Source organism: Kribbella polygonati (assembly GCF_050320105.1).
GTDB lineage: Bacteria > Actinomycetota > Actinomycetes > Propionibacteriales > Kribbellaceae > Kribbella.
This window is the reverse complement of sequence record NZ_CP190129.1, coordinates 3,728,427-3,744,213: the sequence shown is the minus strand read 5'-3', so window position 1 is coordinate 3,744,213 and position 15,787 is coordinate 3,728,427. Positions and strand designations below refer to the sequence as shown.

Annotated in this window: 12 protein-coding genes; 5 read left to right on the top strand and 7 right to left on the bottom strand. The window is 70.4% G+C overall.

Features of this window, described 5'->3' with window-relative positions:
• Positions 1-419: 419 nt before the first annotated feature.
• Positions 420-920, bottom strand: coding sequence for a pyridoxamine 5'-phosphate oxidase family protein (locus tag ACQHIV_RS17725; protein ID WP_427895670.1), 501 nt, complete (start codon positions 918-920; stop codon positions 420-422).
• Between the two features lie 52 nt (positions 921-972).
• On the opposite strand from ACQHIV_RS17725, the gene ACQHIV_RS17720 reads away from it, so the two are divergent.
• The 3 genes from ACQHIV_RS17720 (at position 973) to ACQHIV_RS17710 (ending at position 6,683) form a co-directional block, all read left to right on the top strand.
• Complete coding sequence (locus ACQHIV_RS17720; RefSeq protein WP_427895668.1) at positions 973-1,815, top strand: DegV family protein; 843 nt, start codon at positions 973-975, stop codon at positions 1,813-1,815.
• A 766-nt stretch (positions 1,816-2,581) separates the two neighbouring features.
• A complete protein-coding gene (locus ACQHIV_RS17715) occupies positions 2,582-3,622 on the top strand; it encodes a helix-hairpin-helix domain-containing protein (RefSeq protein WP_427895666.1) in 1,041 nt (346 codons plus the stop codon).
• A gap of 973 nt (positions 3,623-4,595) precedes the next feature.
• Positions 4,596-6,683 (top strand): ComEC/Rec2 family competence protein, encoded by a 2,088-nt coding sequence (locus tag ACQHIV_RS17710; protein ID WP_427895664.1) that lies wholly within the window; start codon positions 4,596-4,598, stop codon positions 6,681-6,683.
• Positions 6,684-7,054: 371 nt separating this feature from the next.
• On the opposite strand, the gene ACQHIV_RS17705 is transcribed toward ACQHIV_RS17710, so the two are convergent.
• The gene (locus ACQHIV_RS17705; protein ID WP_427895662.1) at positions 7,055-7,624 is read right to left on the bottom strand and encodes an isochorismatase family protein; all 570 of its coding nucleotides are present in this window, start codon (positions 7,622-7,624) and stop codon (positions 7,055-7,057) included.
• 70 nt (positions 7,625-7,694) lie between these two features.
• On the opposite strand from ACQHIV_RS17705, the gene holA reads away from it, so the two are divergent.
• Positions 7,695-8,678 carry a DNA polymerase III subunit delta gene (holA, locus tag ACQHIV_RS17700; RefSeq protein WP_427895660.1) on the top strand — a complete coding sequence of 328 codons (984 nt, stop codon included), beginning with the start codon at positions 7,695-7,697 and terminating at the stop codon, positions 8,676-8,678.
• Positions 8,679-9,080: 402 nt separating this feature from the next.
• Here holA and rpsT read toward each other — a convergent pair whose 3' ends face one another.
• Both rpsT and ACQHIV_RS17690 read right to left on the bottom strand, forming a co-directional pair.
• Positions 9,081-9,341: a 30S ribosomal protein S20 gene (gene rpsT / locus ACQHIV_RS17695; protein ID WP_131290686.1), complete on the bottom strand. Its 261-nt coding sequence runs from the start codon at positions 9,339-9,341 to the stop codon at positions 9,081-9,083.
• Between the two features lie 178 nt (positions 9,342-9,519).
• Entirely contained in the window at positions 9,520-9,966 is a 447-nt protein-coding gene (locus ACQHIV_RS17690; RefSeq protein WP_427895658.1) for an SRPBCC family protein, read from the bottom strand.
• Positions 9,967-10,094: 128 nt separating this feature from the next.
• Here ACQHIV_RS17690 and ACQHIV_RS17685 point away from each other — a divergent pair, with 128 nt between their 5' ends.
• A complete protein-coding gene (locus tag ACQHIV_RS17685) occupies positions 10,095-13,088 on the top strand; it encodes a S8 family serine peptidase (protein ID WP_427895656.1) in 2,994 nt (997 codons plus the stop codon).
• 38 nt (positions 13,089-13,126) lie between these two features.
• On the opposite strand, the gene ACQHIV_RS17680 is transcribed toward ACQHIV_RS17685, so the two are convergent.
• The 3 genes from ACQHIV_RS17680 to ACQHIV_RS17670 form a co-directional block, all read right to left on the bottom strand.
• Complete coding sequence (locus ACQHIV_RS17680) at positions 13,127-14,296, bottom strand: hypothetical protein (protein WP_427895654.1); 1,170 nt, start codon at positions 14,294-14,296, stop codon at positions 13,127-13,129.
• The gene (locus ACQHIV_RS17675) at positions 14,293-14,787 is read right to left on the bottom strand and encodes an RNA polymerase sigma factor (RefSeq protein ID WP_427895652.1); all 495 of its coding nucleotides are present in this window, start codon (positions 14,785-14,787) and stop codon (positions 14,293-14,295) included. The genes ACQHIV_RS17680 and ACQHIV_RS17675 overlap by 4 nt, the downstream gene beginning before the upstream one ends.
• Positions 14,788-14,873: 86 nt before the next feature.
• Positions 14,874-15,767, bottom strand: a complete 894-nt coding sequence (locus ACQHIV_RS17670) for a hypothetical protein (protein ID WP_427895650.1) — start codon at positions 15,765-15,767, stop codon at positions 14,874-14,876.
• Positions 15,768-15,787: the final 20 nt, after the last annotated feature.

Genomic DNA, 15,787 nt, shown 5'->3' with positions numbered 1-15,787 from the left:
GCTGGTCGGTGGGGGCGCCGACCGGCGGCCGAGAGCTCCGGAGTGCTGCGGAATGCGGATCTGTCCTGCCTGTACCGGACGCGGTGCACCGTCAGGGCACTGCTTCCGGGGCGGGGTCCCAGCAACGGGTCCGGCACACGACACAGGGGACGAGTGCCGTGATCCGGCTGACGCGGGTGCCCGGCGGGCCAGGTCTCCCGCCGGCGTGTCGGCTGCTGGGACCTCCCGGGACCTCGGTGAGCTCGCGGTCAGGCCGGTTCGTGGCGAACCGGATACGGGGAGTAGCTCGCCGGGGTCCCACCAACTTCAGCTGACAGCCAGGGGGAGTCAGCCGGACGAGCCGGGCTGTTGACGCACAGGGGACGTCAGCGGCCCGGCCAAGTTCCAGAGCGAGGTGAAGGCCCCGGGAGGGGTGGCCTTCACCTCGCTTCCGCTTCGTCGCCGTACCCGACGATCCAGGTCGGCCGGAGCCGGCAGTAGACGATGTCCGGGCCCCAGCTCGACGGGGAGCTGCCGTAGTGGTTCGTCAGGTGCTCCTCGATCTCCGCGAAGTCCGGGTGGGCGGCGGTCAGGAACTCGACCTCGCCGTGGCTGAACACGCCGATCCGCTCGCCGTCGACGTACGCGATGCTGGCCGCCGGCCTCGCTCTGAGCTGGCGCGCCTTCGCCGCCGACCCGGACGTCGTGAACACCCACCGGGCATGCAGGAAATGCCCGTCGACCGCGCTGATCCGCGGCTCGCCCCGCGCCGTCACGGTCGCGAGGCTCAGCGTGCACATCCCGGTCAGCGCCCGTACCAGCCCGGCGGCACTGAGCCGTTTCCGGCCCTTGATGATGCTGCGCAGATGCTCCGTCGACCGCGGATACACGGCGTCCATCAGCGCCTGCAACTCGGCGACTTCCTCCGCTGTCTCCCTCATCTTGTGAGTCTGGCACTGCTCCCCGACATTAACTGTCCGGTAACCTCGCAGCATGGCAGCCCGCGTGCAGGTCGTCACCGACTCCACGGCCGGTCTGTCCACGCACGACCTGCTCCGGCACCCGCTCACCGTCGTACCGCTGCAGGTCGTGATCGGCGGCACGTCGTACGACGACGGCGCCACCTCCGCGGACGCGGTCGCCGAGGCGCTCAAGACGTTCACCCCGGTGTCGACCAGCCGGCCGGCGCCGCAGACGTTCGCCGACACGTACGCGGCGTGCGCGGCCGACGGCGCCGAGGCGGTCGTCTCGATCCACCTCTCCGGCGACATGTCCGGCACCTTCGAGGCCGCGATGATCGGCGCCAAGGAGTCCCCGGTCCCGGTCCGCGTCGTCGACTCGCGCTCCCTCGGCATGGGCCTCGGCTTCCCGGTCCTCGCCGCGGCCGCCGCAGCCGCCGCCGGCGAAGACGCCGCCACGGTCGAGGCCGCCGCCCGCGCCCGGATGAAGACGATCTCGTCGTACTTCTACGTCGACACCCTCGAATACCTCCGCCGCGGCGGCCGCATCGGCCCCGCCCAGGCCCTCCTCGGCACGGCCCTCGCCGTCAAGCCCCTCCTCACCATCAACGGCGGCCGCATCGTCCCCCTGGAAAAGGTGCGCACCTCGAGCCGAGCCATCGCCCGCCTCGCCGACATAGCCGTCCAACGAGCCGGCGACACCCCCGTCCAACTAGCCGTCCACCACCTCTCCAACCTCGAAAAAGCCCAAACCCTCGCCGACAACCTCTCCACCCGCCTCCCCCACGCAAAGGAAATAGTCCTCCGCGAAGTAGGCGCCGTAATAGGCGCCCACGTAGGCCCCGGCCTCCTAGCAGTAGTAGTAAGCCCCCTCTAACCCCCACATCAGCACCCGAGGCCCCGCCCCGCCACCATCCGCCCCGCCCCTCCGCCCTGCCGGGCGGCCCCGCTAGGCCCCGGCCGCCGCGCTCTGCCCCGCCTGGCCAAGCGCTGCCCCGCCCGCGCCGTCCGCCCCACCCGGTCACGCTCCGCCCCACCAGCGCCCACCCCCTCAGCCCCGCCCGGGTGGGCCCGCTCGGCCGCCCCGCCCCGCCCCGCCGCGCCCCGCCCCGCCCCGCCCCGCCCCGCCGCGCCCCGCCGCGCCCGGCCACGCTCTGCCCCGCCCGCGCCCGCCGCCCCACCCGGTCACGCTCCGCCCCACCACCGCCCACCCCCTCCGCCCTGCCCGGCCCCCACGCTCCGCCCCCGACGCCACCCTCCGCCCCGCCCGGCCGCCACGCTCTGCCCCGGCGGCCATGGCACCCCCCGACGTCAGCGCCCGGCGTCAGCGCCCGGCGTCAGCGCGTTCGTGAGCCTCCGGTGCTGCGTCACGGGACGGGCGCGGGCGTCATGGCTGACGGTCTGGGGAGGATTTCATGCCCATCCGGGCGGGAAATCCTCCCCAACCTGGACGATGCGCCGTCAAACGGCTCGGGCCGGGGGTTCCTGCCACTCGCCCCTCCCAGCGCACCCGGGCGTCCCCGGACTTGAGCTGAACCGCAGATCCGGCCGACCCCGCTCACCGAGCGGCAACTGGCGCCGGTTCTCCACAGGCTTCGAATGATGCCTTCGGGCTCGGGACTGAACTCGTACTTTCTCTGGGCGTGAAGGTCTTCCGCCGTACCCAACCCCCATCCGAGGACGCCCGCGCCCGAGCCCTCTCCCGCCTGGCGGCCCGCCCACCCACGTACCCCGACCCTCACACCCCCGAAGCACAACCCGAAGTACTGCCCGAAGACCCGGAGGAGCGTGATGAGGTGCGCGGTGGATGGATCCCGGACCAAGTACCCGACCGCCTACGCAACGCCCGCTGGACCCTCACCCCACGCCACATCCTGATCCTCGCTGCGGTCCTGCTCGTCGGCCTCACCTGGGCCACCTGGACCTTCCTCCACGCCCGCCCCACCCCGATCCCCGAAACCCACCCCACCACCACAACCACCGGCACCCCGGTAACCCAACCCGGCACCGCCCAAGCCACCGACCCAACCCAACCAGGCGCCAGCTCGCCCCACCCCGGCCCCACCCAGCCCGGCGGACCCAACCCAGCCACCACCCAACCCGGAACCGCCCAGACCCAACCCGGCACCGGACCGAACCAGCCTGGCACCGGTCCCACCCAACCCGGCGCCGCATCGACCCAAATCGGCCCCCAAACCCCACCCGATCCCGCCCAGTCGCCCGGCGCCGCAACCTCATCCGGTCCGCAGCTGGTCGTCTATGTAGCAGGCAAGGTACGCCGCCCCGGCCTCGTCCACGCCCCACCCGGCTCCCGCGTGGCCGACGTACTAACCCTCGCTGGCGGCCCCCTCCGCGGCGTGGACCTCACCACCATCAACCTGGCCCGCCCAATAACCGACGGCGAACAAATCAACGTAGGCCTACCAACCCAACCCCAACCCCCGACGCCACCCACAACCTCCACAACCACCGCCCCAACATCCGCCCCCGACACCACCGTCAACCTCAACACCGCCACCGCCGACCAACTCGACACCCTTCCCGGCGTAGGCCCCGTCCTAGCCCAACGCATCCTCGACTACAGAACCCAGAACGGCCCCTTCACCACCATCGACCAACTCCAGGAGGTCCCCGGCGTAGGCCCCAAGAAGTACGACTCCCTCAAATCCCATGTCCGCATCTGACCCCACCCCAACCTCGCGCCCCGACAGCCCACCGGAGCACGCACGGGCCCCGTCCAACACCATCCCGAAGTCCCGAGAGCACACCCCACAGCCTTCCAACCCGCTGTCACCTCCAGCCGTCGGACGCCCCTCCGCCCCCGACATCACCCGGAAGCACAGCGGTGAGGCCCGCCCAGGTTCCACCCCTACGCCAACTGCAGCCGCCCGACGGGGCCCAGTTTCGGATGTTGCCTGGGAGGGCAGCGGCGAGGCCCGCCCAAGTTCCACCCCTGCATCAGCTGCAGCCGCCCGACGGAGCCTAGCTCCGGACATCGCCCGCGAGCGCAGCGGTGAGGTTCGGCCTGGTTCCAGCGTTGCGGCGGCTGCGGGCGCCGAACGGGGTTCTGCTTCGGCTGTCGCCGGGGAGCGTCTGGTTGAGGTTCCGCTGGGTTCCGCGGCGGTGTCGGCTGCGGTCGTCGGGCGCGAGCCCGGTCCGGATGTCAGCTCGGAGTCCGCGTCGGGGGATGGAGTGGTGGTCGCCGAGGCGGAGCGGGTGGATATGCGGTTGTTGCTGCCGGCCGGGTTCGGGTGGCTGGTGGCGGCGGTTCTGGTGGGGCGGGGGCCGTTGGTTGGGGCGGTTGTGGGTGGGGTGGTGCTGGGTTTGGCGGCGGTGGTGGGGCTGTTGATGGTGTGGCGGCGGTCGGACGGTGGTGGGGATGCGGATGGGCATGGCGGCGGCGATGGCGGCGATGCGGATCGGGATGGCGGTGGTGGCGATGGCGGCGATGGCGATGGCGGAGGCGGCGGCGGCGATGCCAGCGATGGCGGCGATGGGGTGGGTGGTGGGCGTGAGGTGGGCTGTGTGTGGGTGGGGCGTGTGTGGGCGGCGGTTGGGGTGCTGGTTGTTGTTGGGGGGTTGGCGTTGGCGGCGGCGTTGCAGGGGGCGGCGGTGCGGGCGGGGCCGGTTTATGAGGTTGCGGGGCGTGGGGCGAGTGTGAGTGTGCGGGTGCGGATCGACGGGGATCCGGTGCTGAAGGAGAGCACCACCTCGCGGCGGCCGCCATATGTGGTGGTGAAGGCGACGGTTGTGGAGGTGCGGGGGCGGGCGAGCGGGCAGTCCTCGGGCTCGGTGCGGGTTCGTACGCCGGTGTTGTTGATCGGTACGGCGAAGTGGAAGGACGTCAGGTACGGGCAGCACGTTGACGCGAATGGGCGGCTCGAGCGTGCTGATGGTGGTGAGGTTGCTGCGATGCTGTCGACCCGGTCGCCGCCGCGGATCGTCGACGCGCCGCCGTGGTGGCTGCGTGCGGCCGAGCGGGTGCGGGCGGGTCTCAGGCAAGCGGTAGTGCATCAGCCGGAGGACGTGCGCGGCCTCGTGCCGGCGCTCGTGATGGGTGATGTGTCCGGCGTATCGGCTGAGCTGAACGCCGACTTCCGGACGACCGGTCTCACGCATCTGTCCGCCGTCTCCGGGACGAACTTGACGTTGCTGCTCGCGTTCCTGCTTCCGCTGGCGCGGCTGGTCGGCGTACGCGCTCGTGGCCTGACGGTTGTCGGTGTGCTGACGGTTGTCGTGTTCGTCGTACTCGCGCGGCCGCAGCCGAGTGTGCTGCGGGCGGCCGCGATGGGGCTGATCGCGTTAGCGGCGATGACCGGTGGGGGAGGGCAGCGCCGGGCGGTGCGCAGTCTTTCGGTTGCGGTGATCGTGCTTCTGCTGCTTGATACGTCACTCGCACGGTCGGCCGGGTTCGCGTTGTCGGTGCTGGCGACCGCGGGGATCGTGCTGCTCGGGCCGGGGTGGCGGGATGCGTTGGCGCGTTGGCTTCCCGGGTGGCTGGCGGATGCGATCTCCTGTCCGTTGGCGGCGCAGATCGCGTGTACGCCGATCGTCGCGTGGCTGTCGGGACAGGTGTCGCTGGTCGCGGTCGTGGCGAATCTGTTGGCCGGTCCAATGGTTGGTCCGGCGACGATCCTCGGGTTCGTCGCGGCTGGGGGCGCCTTGCTGAGTACGGGACTGGCGCAGCTCGTCGGATGGGTCGCCGGGTGGCCGGCGCGATGGATCATCCTCGTCGCGCGCGCGGGTGCGGATCTGCCCGGCGCGGAGAATGCCTGGCCCGCAACGGTGTTCGGGGTCGCCGTACTGACGGTGCTTTGTCTGGCGCTCGTGTTCGGCATGCACCGGATCCTGGCGCGGCCGATCGCGATGATCCTCGCGACGGTGGTGCTGGCGGTGGTCGTACTGCGGCCGATCGGCTCGCTGGGGTGGCCGCCGCGGGATTGGCTGTTCGTCGTCTGTGATGTCGGGCAGGGAGACGGGCTGGTGCTCAAGGCCGGTGACGGTACGGCGGTGGTCGTCGACACCGGGCCGGATCCGGCGGCGATGGACCGATGCCTGAAGGATCTCGGCGTACGGCGTATCCCGGTGCTGGTGCTCAGTCACTTCCATGCCGATCACGTCGGCGGGCTGGCCGGGGTGCTGGCCGGACGGCAGGTGGGTGAGATCGAGGTGACGCCGTACTTCTCGCCGCGGGCGGAGTACGACCGGGTGACGGAGCTCGCGGCGCAGCACGGGGTGGGGATTCGTACGGTCGCGTTTCATGAGCAGCGGGTTGTCGGGCAGGTGAGTTGGACGACGTTGTGGCCGGCGAAGGTGCCTGCGCTTCCGGCGGCGGGTGTGTCGTCGGCTACGTCAACGGACGAAGGGTCTCCGGAGAACAATGCGAGCATCGCGATGATGGTGGAGGTCGGTGGTCTGCGGATCCTGCTCACGGGGGATCTGGAGCCGGAGTCGCAGCGGGCGGTGGTCGCGAGCGGGGTTGATCTGCGGGCGGATGTGTTGAAGGTTCCGCATCATGGTTCGGCGCGGCAGGATCCGGCGTTCGTCGCCGCGGTGAATGCGCGGCTGGCGGTCATCTCCGCGGGGCGCGACAACGACTATGGGCATCCGGCGCCGAGGACGCTGGATCTTCTGTCCCACGACGCGGTTCGAACAGCCACCACCAACGTGAGCGGTTCGCTCGTCGTCACCAACACCAACAACCACCTCTCCCTCGCAACTCGCTCGAGCGAGTCGGTCGGGTGAGCCGCTGGAGGGGTGGGGTGGTGGGGTGTCGCGGCGGGCTAGCCGGTCGGGTGAGCCGTAGGAGACGTCGGTGATGGGAGGAGCCGCGGCGGGTTAGGTCGTCGGGTGAGCCGGTGGAGGCGTGGGGTGGTGGGGGTGCTGCGGCGGGTTAGGTGGTCGGGCGAGTCGCTGGAGGCGTGGGGTGGTGGGGGTGCCGCGGCGGGCTAGGTGGTCGGGTGAGCCGCTGGTGGGGGGTGTCGCGGTGGGCTGGGTGGTCGGGTGAGCTGCTGGAGGCGTGGGTGGTGGGGCCGCGACGGGTTAGGCAGTCGGGTGCGCGGTGGGAGACGTGGGGACAGTGGAGGGTGGGGGCCGCGGTGGGCTGGGCGGTTGGGTTAGAAGGTTGTGGTTGAAGTTGGGAGGGTGTTGGTGATCTGGTCGCCGAGGGACCAGGCGGCTACTCGGGAGGCGATGTGGGCGGGGACGGCCTCCGAGACGCCGGGGACTGCCGGGACGTCGTACGTGGCGTGGGCGTCGTGGGGGAGGACTACCTGGTAGCCGCGGTCGAGGGCGGTTTCGGCGGTGGCGCGGACGCACATCTCGGACATGACGCCGCAGATCGCGAGGGAGCGTACGCCGGCCGCGACCAGCACCTCGCCCAGCGGCGTGGCGTCGAAGCCGTCGTCGTGCGGTTTGCGGATGACGTGTTCGCGGGGACCGGTTTCGACCGGCAGGTACAGCTCCCAGCCGGGCGTTCCGGGTTCGTCGTCGGCGCCGGGTGGACCGTCGTTCTGCAGGTGTACGACGACCGCGCCGGCCGCCCGGGCGCGGGTGAGGAGGTCGCGGACGCGGTCCAGGAGCTGGGCGGCGGCCGGTACCGCGTCGGGGCCGGAGACGAAAGCGGTCTGCATGTCCACGACGATCAGGGCATCGCAGGAGGCCGGCGCGTCGGCAGCGGAGGTCATGGGCTCATCCTGGCGGGTTCGGCGTGGGCGCGCACCCGGATTGTCCGTACGGCGTGGGATGCTGGGGCCCGTGGCTGCTCGTAAAGGTTCTGCGCCGAAGCTCGGTGATGTCCTGCTGGTGACCGGCTCCGAGTCGTTCCTGGCGGACCGGGCGGTGCGGTCGGCGATCGCGGCCGTGTCCAAGAACAATTCCGGGGTCGAGGTGACCGACCTCGACGCGTCGACGCTGGACGTCGGGGTGTTCGCGGAGCTGACCGGGCCGTCGCTGTTCGCGAGCGAGCGGGTGCTCGTCCTGCGGGCCCTCGAGAACCTGCCGAGCGAGATGGCGGCGCATCTGATCGAGTACGCCGGGTCGCCGTCGGACGACGTACTCGCGGTGCTCGTGCACTCGGGTGGGCAGAAGGGCAAGGGCGTCCTCGACAAGTTGCGGAAGGCATCGGTCAACGAGGTCGTCGCGACGGCGCCGAAGGCGTGGGAGTTGCCGCAGTTCGTGGCCGGGGAGATCCGGTTGCTGGGCGGGACGGTCGACGAGGGGGCGGCGTCGGCGCTGGTCGACGCGGTCGGGCACGATCTGCGGGCGTTGGCGGGGGCCTGTTCGCAGTTGGTGTCGGACTCGGGCGGGCAGGCGGTGACGGCCGAGCTGATCGGGCAGTACTTCGGGGGGCGCGCGGAGGTGACGAGCTTTGCGGTCGCGGACGCGGCGATCGCGGGGCGGACGGAGCCGGCGCTGGAGCAGTTGCGGTGGGCGTTGGACTGCGGGGTCGCGCCGGTGCTGGTGACGAGCGCGATGGCCGGCGGGTTGCGCGGGCTGGCGAAGTACGCGAGCGCGGCGGGCGGGATGCGGGACGCGGATCTGGCGCGCGAGGTCGGCGTACCGCCGTGGAAGCTGAAGCAGTTGAAGCAGCAGGCGCGGGGGTGGACGCCTGGTGGGCTGGCTGCCGCGATCAAGGCGGTCGCCCAGGCGGACGCCGACGTGAAGGGCGCCTCCGGCGACGTCGGCTACGCCCTCGAGCGCATGGTCCTCACCATCACCCGAGCCCACGGCCGCCGCTAGCCACCCGAGCCTGCCATCCCGGCGGGTGGTAGTCACCGGAGCTTGGTGTTCTCGGCGGGTGGTAGTCACCGGAGCTTGGTGTTCTCGGCGGGTGGTGGTTGCCGGAGCCGGGCTCCTCCCGGCGGGTGGTGGTTGCCGGAGCTTGGTGTGCTCGGCGGGTGGTGGTTGCCGGAGCTTGGTGTGCTCGGTGGGTGGTGGTTGCCGGAGTCTGGCGTCTCCCGGCGGGGTGTTTGGTGTTCTGGTGCGGTGGTCCGCGGTGGGTGGGGTGGGCCGGGGGTGTCGGGGTGGGTGGGGTCCGGTGGTGTTGCTGGGGTCGGCGTGTCCGGGCATGCAAAAACGATCGGCCGGTTCTGGTGAACCGGGCCGATCGTTCGGGGTCGCGTCAGGGACGCGGCCGGGGCGTCAGAGCGACGCGGCCTTCTTGAAGATCGCCGACTTGCGGTTGGCGGCCTGGTTGGCGTGGATCACGCCCTTGCTGACGGCCTTGTCGAGCAGGCGACCGGCCTTGCGGGCCGTGTCGTTGGCCTTCTCGGCCTCGCCGGCCTCGACGGCCTCGTGGAAGCGCCGGACCGCCGTCTTGAGGGTCGACTTCACGGACTTGTTGCGAAGTCGCGCAGCCTCGTTCTGGCGGTTGCGCTTGATCTGGGACTTGATGTTCGCCACGGAGCAGAGCCTCGATCAGGTGTGTGCGGTCAATACAGGATGGTGTTGCGCGCACGGCTGTACACCACCCGTGGGCACGCGAAGGACTAGATTACCAACAAGCCCGCTCAGCTACAAACCGACGGTGCGCATTTTGTCCACCGGCAGTGGACGAAATGCGCACCGTCGGTGAACGGGTTCAGGCGGCTTCGGCCGCCGACCTCAGCCGGGTGAGCGTGGTGTGGATGCCGATGGCATTGCGAGGTGTGCGATTGCCGAACACCGGCCGGAACAGCGTCTTCAGCACGATCGGGCGGTGGTCGGTCCAGGACTCGGTCACGGTGCAGCCGTCGGCGGTGCCGGTGAACACGTAGTCCCAGCGGGAGATCGGGATCGGCCCGAAGGTGATGTCGAAGGTGAAGCGCCGCGCCGGATCCGCGGTCACCACCTTCCCGAAGGTGAACCACCGGACCAGCCCGGCCCGGTTGTGCCCGACGAACCGCGCGCCGGCCTCCGGCCCCGCGCCCCGCCAGCGCACCCGCGTGCACTCCGGGCTCCATTCGCGCATCCGCGGTAGATCGCTGACCAATCGATACAGTGCGTCAGCGCTCGACCGCACTGTGATGGACTCGGTCAGGTCTGGCATCGGGTTTTCCCTTTCATCCACGGTCGCCGAATGTGCCGAGCGTGACACCGTCGGCGTCCGGCGGCATACTCGGGGCCCCGCGAGCCCCAAAGCTCCGCCATCGCTCCGCCAAGCCCTGGAGGAACTCCGTGACCCGCAAACGACCGGCGATCATCGCCGCGACCGCACTGATCGCCGCCGCGGCCGGCGTACCCGTGCTGGTGAACGCCGCGCACGCCAGCCAACCGGCCGCACCGCAGGCCGATCCGGACGTGAAACGGTCCAGCACCGGTTCGTACATCGTCCAGCTCGACGACTCACCCGTCGCGGAGTACGACGGTGACATCGCCGGCCTCGCCGCCACCAAGGTGCTGCCCGGCGCGAAGCTGCTGAAGACCGCGGCGCCCGTCGTCGACTACGTCAAGCATCTCGCCAACGAGCGCACAGCAGCGCTCGCACAAGTCCCTGGTGTCAAGAAGCTCTACGACTACAACTACACGTACGCCGGGTTCTCCGCGGAGATGTCGTACGACGACGCCGTGAAGCTGGCGAAGTCGTCCGGGGTGAAGAGCGTCGAGCCGAGCGAGATCGAGCACGCCGACACCGTCGACACCCCGCGCTTTCTCGGCCTGTCCGGGAAGGGCGGCGCCTGGCAGCAGGCGGGCGGGATCGACCAGGCCGGCGACGGCGTGATCATCGGCATGATCGACTCCGGGTACGTCCCGGAGCGCCCGAGCTTCGCGCCGATGAAGACCACCAAGCAGTCCGACGAGCTCGTCGCGAAGAAGTGGAAGGGCACCTGCCAGGCCGGCGAGGAGGCGCCCGTCACCTGCAACAACAAGGTGATCGGCGCGCGGTACTTCGACAAGGGCATCGGCAACCGCCCGATCCCGGAGGAGTTCAGGTCGCCCCGCGACTACGGCGGCCACGGGACCCACACCGCGAGTACGGCGGCCGGCAACAACGGCGTCGACATGACGGTCATGGGCCGCGACTACGGCAAGGGCTCCGGGATGGCGCCGCACGCCCGGCTGGCGATCTACAAGGCGCTGTGGGCGGTCGACGCGTCCGGCGGCGGCAGCGGTACGGACGCCGACATCGTGGCCGCGATCGACGCCGCGGTGTCGGACGGCGTGGACGTCATCAACTACTCGATCTCGGGCAGCGGGTCGACGTACGTGAACGCCACCGGGCTCGCGTTCCTGCGGGCCGCGAAGGCGGGCGTTTTCGTCGCGAGCAGCGCCGGGAACACCGGTCCGGGCGTGGGGACCGTCGGCAAGACGTACCCCTGGGTCACGTCTGTTGCCAACGGCACCCATGACCGCGACATCCAAACCACGGTGACGCTCGGGAACGGCAAGTCCTACACCGGCGCGGGCATCGGCTCGGGTACGCCGGAAGCTCCGGTCGTACTGGCGAAGGATGCCGGCCTGGCCGGTGCCGACCCGGCGAACCTGACGCTCTGCCAGGCCGGCACGCTCGACCCGGCCAAAGTGAAGGACAAGATCGTCGTCTGCGACCGCGGCGTGAACGCCCGCGCCGACAAGAGCCTGCAGGTGAAGAACGCCGGCGGTATCGGCATGATCCTGCTCAACATCACCCCGGGCACGCTGGACGCCGACCTGCACGCGGTCCCGACCGTCCACCTGGACGACACGAAGACCGCCGAGGTCAAGGCGTACGTCAGCGGTACGGCGAACCCGACCGCGAAGATCGGCGCCGGTACGCCGGTCCGCGTCAACGCGCCGATGGTCGCGAGCTCGTCGAGCCGCGGCCCGTCCCCGGCCGGCAACGGCGACCTGCTGAAGCCGGATATCATGGCGCCCGGTACCAACGTGCTGGCCGCGACGACCGCGTTCAGCGCCGCCGGTGGTGAGTACGCGTTCATGAGCGGTACGTCGATGGCCACGCCGCACATCGCCGGCATCGCCGCGGTGATCAAGAGCGCGCACCCGACCTGGTCCCCGATGGCGATCAAGTCCGCGATGATGACGACCGCGACCGACCAGGACGCGAGCGGCAAGCCGATCAAGAACGACTCCGGCTCGGCGGCTGACCCGTTCGGGTACGGCGCGGGCGAGGTGCAGCCGAAGTACGGCATGGACCCGGGCCTCGTGTACGACTCGACGTACACGGACTGGACGAAGTTCGTCTGCGGGTCCGGGCAGGTGCCGAGCACGCACGAGCTGTGCGCCAACGGCAAGATCGACCTGAGCGACCTCAACTACCCGACCATCGCGATCGGCGACCTGGCCGGCAAGCAGACCGTGACCCGGACCGTCACGAACGTGGGCACGACGCCCGAGGTGTACTTCCCGAAGGTCGAGGGTGCGAAGGGCCTCAAGGTTACGGTGTCGCCGAAGCTGCTGGTCACGTTCCCGGGCCGGAGCACGACGTACACAGTCACGATCGAGAACAACGGCGCTCCGCTGGAGCAGTACTCGTTCGGCAAGCTGGTCTGGAAGTCGGCGAAGCACTCCGTCGCCAGCACGCTCGCGATCAAGCCGCTCACCGTCAAGGCGCCGGTCCAGGTCAAGGGCACGGGTACGGCGGGCTCTGTCGCCGTCCCCGTCACCGCTGGGTACGCCGGCACGCTCAACACGACGGCCCTGGGTCTGAACCCGGCGACCGTCGGCGAGGCGACGCTGAAGAACCCGGGTGGTGTGTCGTTCCCGACCACGGCGCCCAAGGCGAACGACCATGTCGCGAAGTTCACCGCTGACGTCCCGGTGGGTACGACGTACGCCAGGTTCTCCACGTTCGACGCGGACTACCCGGCAGGTACCGACCTGGACGTGTTCGTCTACAAGGCCGGTACGACGACCCTGCTCGGCAGCAGCACCGGTGGCTCCGCCGAGGAAGAAGTGAACCTGTCGCAGCCCGCGGGCGGTCCGGTTGACGTCTACGTCGACCTGTACGCCGGGGCGAACGAGCAGCAGGTGAAGCTCAACCACTGGGAGCTGCAGAAGAGCACAGGCAACCTGACCGTCACGCCCGCCACCCAGCAGGTGCAGGTAGCCAGCGACACCACCGTGACAGCCAACTGGACCGGCCTGACCGCCGGCACCAGGTACCTCGGTCAACTGCACTTCTCCGACGGCGCAGACGGCTCCGGCAACACCGTGGTCCGCGTAGACAGCTGACCAAAGGGCGGCCCCGCCACACGGGGCCGCCCGATCAGTTAAGGCGTGACAGCGAACAGAATCTCGTCGGGCTTCGCCTTCCGGAGCAGCTTGCACTCGCCGCTGGCAACGTTGCAGCGGTACATCGCGTCGTCGGTGCCGACGATGAGGTTGGCCGGGTCCTCGAAGGCCGCCGACAAGTAGTCCGAGACCTGGCCAGGCAGCTTGAGCGCGGTCGCGGTGCCGGTGTACAGGTCGATGGCGACCATCTTGAGGCCGTTGAACAGGGTTCGCCCGTCCGGCGAGACCACCGGTTGGTATCTCTGCTCCGGGGCCTCGCAGTACTCGCGCTCGGGGACGAACGTGTCGCCTTGCAGCCGACCGATCCGCGGGCAGCCCTTGGCACTGAAGTCGAGCACCTTGCCCGTCGCCGGAATCGCCTGCAGGAAGATCGTGTCCTGGACACCGCGCAGCTGCTCCGGCTGCCCGTCTCCCGGATGCCAGCGGTATGCCTTCGCGTTGGCGGGATCGACGCTGGTCAGCAACACGCCGTCCTCGGTCCACGCCACCGGTGCCACCGTCTTCACGGGCGGAACGACGCCGGCGACCTCCTGACCGGTCGCCAGATCCAGCACAACGATTCGGTTGTGGACCTGCGGTGTTCCGAACTGCAGGCTCTCGGCAACGACCAACTGGGTGTGATCGGGTGAGAACACCGGCATGTTGGCGTGCCGTGGGCCGAACGGCCGGACCTTACCGGCCGCATCGAGTAAGGCGAGTCGCGTGTTCCCCGGCGCGCCCGTCTCGATCAGCCAGCCCTGGTCACCGAAGCGGCCGAGCACGTTGCCGTGCGTCCCCGGGTTCCGCACGGTCTTCCCGTGGTCGTAGAGGACCTGCCACCATTTGTCGAGCAGCTCGCCGGGTTTGTCCCGGACGGTCACGGTGAACGGGATGCTCGGCGCGGCGCCGGACACCGGGCCCTTCGTGGGCGCGGGCGGGGTCGGCATGCCGGCCGGGGTGGGGTTGGAGTGGTCGGCCAGGTTGGTCAGGGCCGGGATGCCGATCAGGGCGAGGATGCCGATGCCGGCGGCGACCGCGGTGATCGGGAGCCACGCGCGGTGCCTGGTGGGTTCGCCGAACTCGGGGCCGGGGCCGTGGGCGTCGGCGGGGACGGTCTTGGTGGCCTGGGTGTGGAGGTAGTCGCGGAGGCGGTTCTCGGTGTCGTTCATCGGACTTCCTTGAGCTTGTCGGTGAGGGCGGTCAGGCCGCGCGAGGCCGTCGCCCGGGCCGAGGAGGTACGGATTCCGAGGAGCTGGGCGATCTCTTCGAAGGGCAGGTCGAGGTAGTAGCGCAGTACCAGGACCTCGCGGGTACGGGCCGGAAGGCTCTGCAGGGCGGCTTGCACCTGTGAGCGCTCCTCACCGAGTACGGCGGCGCTCTCGGCAGAGGCGCCCGGTGCCGCGTGTGGTGGGGTGTAGAGCCGCGCGACCCGGCGACGCCGGAGGACGGAGCGGCAACGGTTCAGCACTGTGGTCCGCAGGTAGCCGACGGCTGCCTCGGACTCGCGCAGGGGCCAACGCTGGTACAGCTGCATGAAGGCCTCTTGTACGACGTCCTCTGCCGCCTGCCGGTCGTCCGTCACCAGGACGGCCAAGCGGACAAGTCCCGCCCAATGCCGGTGGTAGAGGTTCGACACGGCGATGCGTGCGTCCTCTGCCACCGGTATCGGCACCGGGCCCCTGATACTCACCATTGGATTCGTCACACCCCAGAGACGCCCGTACGGCGAGAACGCTGCATTCCGCGCTAGCGCAGTCTCTCCCGGACCCAGTCCAGGTGGACGAGGGCGCTCTCGCGCTGCCAGGTCCGCATCGTTGGGATGCCAGGCGGTGCCGGCTGCGCAGAACCCCACCAGAGCCCGCCCGCGAGCGCCGTGATGAACCCTGTGATCCCAGGGTCGTCCGGAAGCTCCGGGAGCGTCACCGAGCCGCGCATCTCCGCCTGCAGGATCACCGTGTCCGCCCAGCGCGGTGCCACGCCCGGGTGTGCCCAGTCGATGAACACCACCCGGTCGTCGGTCAGGATGATGTTGTCGGCCCGCAGGTCGTAGTGCGCGAGCGCCGTGCCCTCGGCCAGCGCCCGCAGACCGGTACGCGCGTGCTCGGCGAGAGCCTCCACGTCAACCCAGGACGGTACGGCGAGGTTGTCCGCCAGCACGTTCTCCCAGCGGCTCAGGAAGTCACGGCTGCGTACGGCGACCACGGGCGCGTCCGGCCACGGCGACGGGTCCAGTACGTCGGTCAGCTCCGCCAGCGCGTCCAGCACCCGGTCCGCGTCCGGCTGCACCCAGGGGTGTGCGGGCAGGCGGCCGGAGATGTCCTCGAAGAGCATGGCGACCCAGTCGCCGTCGTCGTACACCTCGTACAGCTCCGGGGCCATCGGCAGTGGGCCGATCGCTCGCATCGCGGTGATCTCCTGGCGGAACAGCGTCGGCGTCTTCGGGTTCAGCGACGTACCGACGGCCTTCAGGAACGCCCGGCGGCCGGAGGCGGTCACCAGACGCGCGGCGGTGCCGGGGGAGAAGCCGCCCTGCTGGGTGCTCGCCGACACCACGACGGACCCGAGCGTGCGCTCGACCCACGCCCGCACGGCGGACGGCAGTTCGAAGTAGGGCAACCGGACCCCGGCAGCATGCGCCATACCGCAGCACGCTATCGGGC

Bases quoted from the DNA above. Each gene is read 5' to 3' on its own strand.
- ACQHIV_RS17725 (WP_427895670.1), bottom strand. From the start codon at position 920: ATGAGGGAGACAGCGGAGGAAGTCGCCGAGTTGCAGGCGCTGATGGAC.
- ACQHIV_RS17720 (WP_427895668.1), top strand. From the start codon at position 973: ATGGCAGCCCGCGTGCAGGTCGTCACCGACTCCACGGCCGGTCTGTCC.
- ACQHIV_RS17705 (WP_427895662.1), bottom strand. From the start codon at position 7,624: ATGACCTCCGCTGCCGACGCGCCGGCCTCCTGCGATGCCCTGATCGTC.
- ACQHIV_RS17690 (WP_427895658.1), bottom strand. From the start codon at position 9,966: ATGCCAGACCTGACCGAGTCCATCACAGTGCGGTCGAGCGCTGACGCA.
- ACQHIV_RS17680 (WP_427895654.1), bottom strand. From the start codon at position 14,296: ATGAACGACACCGAGAACCGCCTCCGCGACTACCTCCACACCCAGGCC.
- ACQHIV_RS17670 (WP_427895650.1), bottom strand. From the start codon at position 15,767: ATGGCGCATGCTGCCGGGGTCCGGTTGCCCTACTTCGAACTGCCGTCC.